Consider the following 3,635-nt stretch of genomic DNA (forward strand, 5'->3'; position numbering starts at 1 on the left):
CATATATGACGCCCTGGCGGGTCGGCAGCTATTCCGGTTTAGTGAAAAACTCGCCCCACGGCAAAACCCGCCCCGGAGCCGATGATGAGGCCCAAGGGCCCGCTGCAGAAGGGATGGATCCACGTCATCCCACAGTCGAGAGCCAGCAAACGTCCTATGAGCTAAGTGCCCACGACGTTAACCTTCCCGACTTAATGATTGACGAGTTAACTATTAGCGGCTTAAGTAAACACGAATTACATGCCAGCCAATTGGCGTCGATTAGCGCTCAAGCCAACCTTAACCGCTTTACCTTTGAGCGCGGTGCCAATGCCGGCAGCTTTATGCACCTCGTGTTGGAGCGGATTGATTTTACCAAGGCGCACATTGAACTGCCCCAACACTTGCCTAAGGCAATGCAGCAATACGCTATCGCCACGCCTTGGCAAAGTGTCCTTGAGGCTTGGTATCTGGAGGTGTTGCATGCCCCGCTATACCAACATGACACGCCTCAATATGGTGGGAGCACGGCGGCACACGCTGCGACAACGGCGGCACACGGCCAACCCTTGGCAGGCGCCCCTAAGGTCGACCTGTGTCTTGCCAAACTCGCCCCAAGCAATACCTTGGTCGAGATGGAATTTTATCTGCCCTTAACGCGTCTTAAGGATGCAGAGCTCAATGCGCTACTGCGGCAATACGGTTATCCATCCCAGCTTAGCTTTGATGAACTCCAAGGTATGCTCAAAGGTTTTATCGATTTAACCTTTGAACATCAAGGCAAATTCTTCATCGCCGACTATAAATCTAACCATCTTGGTGACCGCATCACGGCCTACCACCCGCAGGCGCTCAAACAGGCAATCATCGAGCACAGCTACGATTTACAGTACATTATTTACTCGGTTGCCCTGCATCGTTACCTGCAGTTACGTTTAGCAGACTATGACTACGATGTGCATATTGGTGGCTGTTACTACTTGTTTTTGCGAGGAATGTCCGCAGCCCATCCTGGGTCTGGCGTGTATTATGATAAGCCACCAAAAGCCTTAATCCTTGCCCTGGATAACCTATTGCTGCGGGGCGAAACTCCCCAAGCGCATAACAGCGACTGACTGAGAGCGAAAGTATGAATACCACAACGTCTGAACAGACTCCTGCAGCTCATCTTGGGGCTGATGCGCCCCACACGGACTGCGCCAGCGCTCGTCTACACCGCAACCTTAAGTGGCTGGATTATGGCACGCTGCAATTAACCGCACCGATCACAGAGCTGCTCAAACGCTGGGAGCAGGAAAGGCTACTCACGCCACTTGATCGGCATTTTGCCCTCGAAATGGCAGCACTCCACAGCCAAGAGCGCCAAGATCCCTTATTTATTCTGCTGTGCGCCCTCCTAAGCCAGCAGCTATCCGCCCAGCACAGCTGTCTGGTGCTTGCTCATGTGGTGCGACTCAATCCTCTGGCGGAACAAACCAGCCATTGTAAAATCAAGCTAAGCCTCGAGAGCCTCATCGCTAAACTGCACACCTTTGCCGCCGTCGGCCCCGGGGGCAGCCACAAACCGCTGATCCTCGATAATGGCAGGTTATATCTGCAGCGTTATTATCAATTTGAGACTCAAGTGGCCGAGGCCTTAATTCGTTTATCCCAGCGACAAGGCGCTGTGTATCCCCCAGCGCTGGCTGCGCGTTTAGAGGCCTATTTAACGCTATTATTTCCGCCAAGCCATGAGCCGGATGCGATTGACTGGCAAAAGGTTGCCACCGCCACCGCCCTTGGCAAAAGGCTTGCGGTGATAACCGGTGGCCCGGGAACCGGCAAAACCACCACAGTCACCAAGCTATTACTGCTGCAACAAATGCTTAATCCGCAGGAGATCCGTCTCGTTGCACCAACGGGCAAGGCCGCCGCTCGCTTAAGTGAATCCATTAAGGCTTCCAAAGCTCGTTTGGCAACAGAGCTCAACCAGCTGCAAGATGGCCACATGCACGGCATCCAAGCAGCGGAGCGTACCGCCCTCTTATCTGCTTTAACACATATTCCGGAGGAGGCCGCCACCCTACATCGCTTACTTGGGGTCATTCCTCATTCGGCCGAATTTCGCCACCATCAAGCCAATCCCCTCAGGCTCGATCTCTTGCTGATCGATGAAGCCTCAATGGTGGATTTACCGATGATGTATAAGCTGCTCAGTGCCCTGCCCGAGCATGCCAGCTTAATTTTGCTTGGGGATCAGGATCAACTCGCCTCGGTTGAAGCTGGCGCCGTCCTTGCCGATATTTGTGCCGGGTTAAAAGTGCAGCCAAATGCAGCTAACATAAACAACGCCACGGATCCCCATTGCGCGCCGCCACAACCTTGGCAAATGCGCTACAGCCCGAGCGAAGCCCAACGTCTGAGCCAATTGACCGGCTTTGATTTACGCCGTTTTATCAGTCAGCCCAGCGCAAACGATACCGCCAAACTCGGAGACTGCCTCTGCATGTTAATGCACAGTCACAGATTTAAGGGCGATGCGGGGATTGGGTTGCTGGCTAATGCGGTTAATCGCGCCGATCTCGCCGGGATTTTACAGGTATGGCAACGGGGATTAGCAGAGCTTAGCTGGTTAGAGCATGGCCTGCAGCCAAATGGGCTAGACACTGCGCTAAGTGACGCTGCGCTCAATGTGCCTAAGTTCTGCGAACCTGAGCGCAACAGCGGACTCATGCAATTGCTGGAACAAGCCGTGATGGCCTACGGTCACTATCTTAACGCACTAAAGGAGCCCGGCCAGACAAGCACCTTTGCCATTATCGAGCGCTTTAACCAATACCGGATTTTATGCGCAATGCGCTCGGGCGACTATGGGGTCGAGGGCATCAATAGCTATGTCACCAAGGCACTGGCCAAAGCCAAACTTATCCAGCCCTTGCAGGAGTTTTACCTTGGCAGACCTATCATTATTCAAAGTAACGATTACAATCTTGGGCTATTTAACGGCGACATTGGCCTTATCCTGCAGGACGAAGATAAACCCGAGCGCCTGATGGCCCACTTTATCAAAGCCGATGGCAGTCAACTCAAAGTGTTACCCGCGCGTCTGCCCCGCCATGAAACCTGTTACGCCATGACAGTACATAAGAGTCAAGGCAGTGAATTTAACCAAGTGGCCCTCGTGCTACCGCCTCAGCCAAGCCTTGCCCAGTGGCAACTGCTCACTAAGGAGCTGATTTACACTGCAATTACTCGAGCTAAACATCATTTTAGCTGTTTAGGTACCCAAAGTGTGTTTGAGCGCGCCAGTAGCCAAATCACCCAAAGAGCTTCAGGCCTTGCCGATAGACTTTGGCGCTAGCCCGTAACACTCACGCTATGACGCGCCCTCTTTGGCATTAGCATCACCCTGACGCGAGTACTTGATCCAGCGTCAGGCGTTAGGCGTTAGGTGTCTGGTGTCTGGTGTCTGGTGTCTGGTGTCTGGTGTCTGGTGTCTGGCATTAGCGTAACCGGTAACCCCCCGTCTTAACACGCTGAAACGGAGTTGACAACGGCGGGTGTATTAACGGCCGCAGATGGTATTGGGCGTGGAGGAAAACGTAAGACGGTAGGCTCAAAAGCTCAACCCGCAGCTCCCAGCGAAGCGTCAAAATCGAGCAAGGTACTATCACTTT

At 53.3% G+C, this 3,635-nt stretch carries 1 protein-coding gene and 1 pseudogene; both read left to right on the forward strand.

All coding sequences use genetic code 11. The features are described 5' to 3' along the window. Positions 1-1,094: pseudogene (locus ACRCZA_RS07290) on the forward strand (hypothetical protein); the annotation flags it as partial. Positions 1,095-1,108: 14 nt separating this feature from the next. Further along, entirely contained in the window at positions 1,109-3,319 is a 2,211-nt protein-coding gene (recD, locus tag ACRCZA_RS07295; protein ID WP_438673792.1) for an exodeoxyribonuclease V subunit alpha, read from the forward strand. Positions 3,320-3,635 lie beyond the last annotated feature (316 nt).

Source organism: Shewanella sp. (assembly GCF_051658185.1).
In the GTDB taxonomy this organism is placed as follows: Bacteria; Pseudomonadota; Gammaproteobacteria; order Enterobacterales; family Shewanellaceae; genus Shewanella.

Excerpts from the sequence above, each read along its gene's own strand:
- recD (WP_438673792.1), top strand. The coding sequence starts at position 1,109 with ATGAATACCACAACGTCTGAACAGACTCCTGCAGCTCATCTTGGGGCT.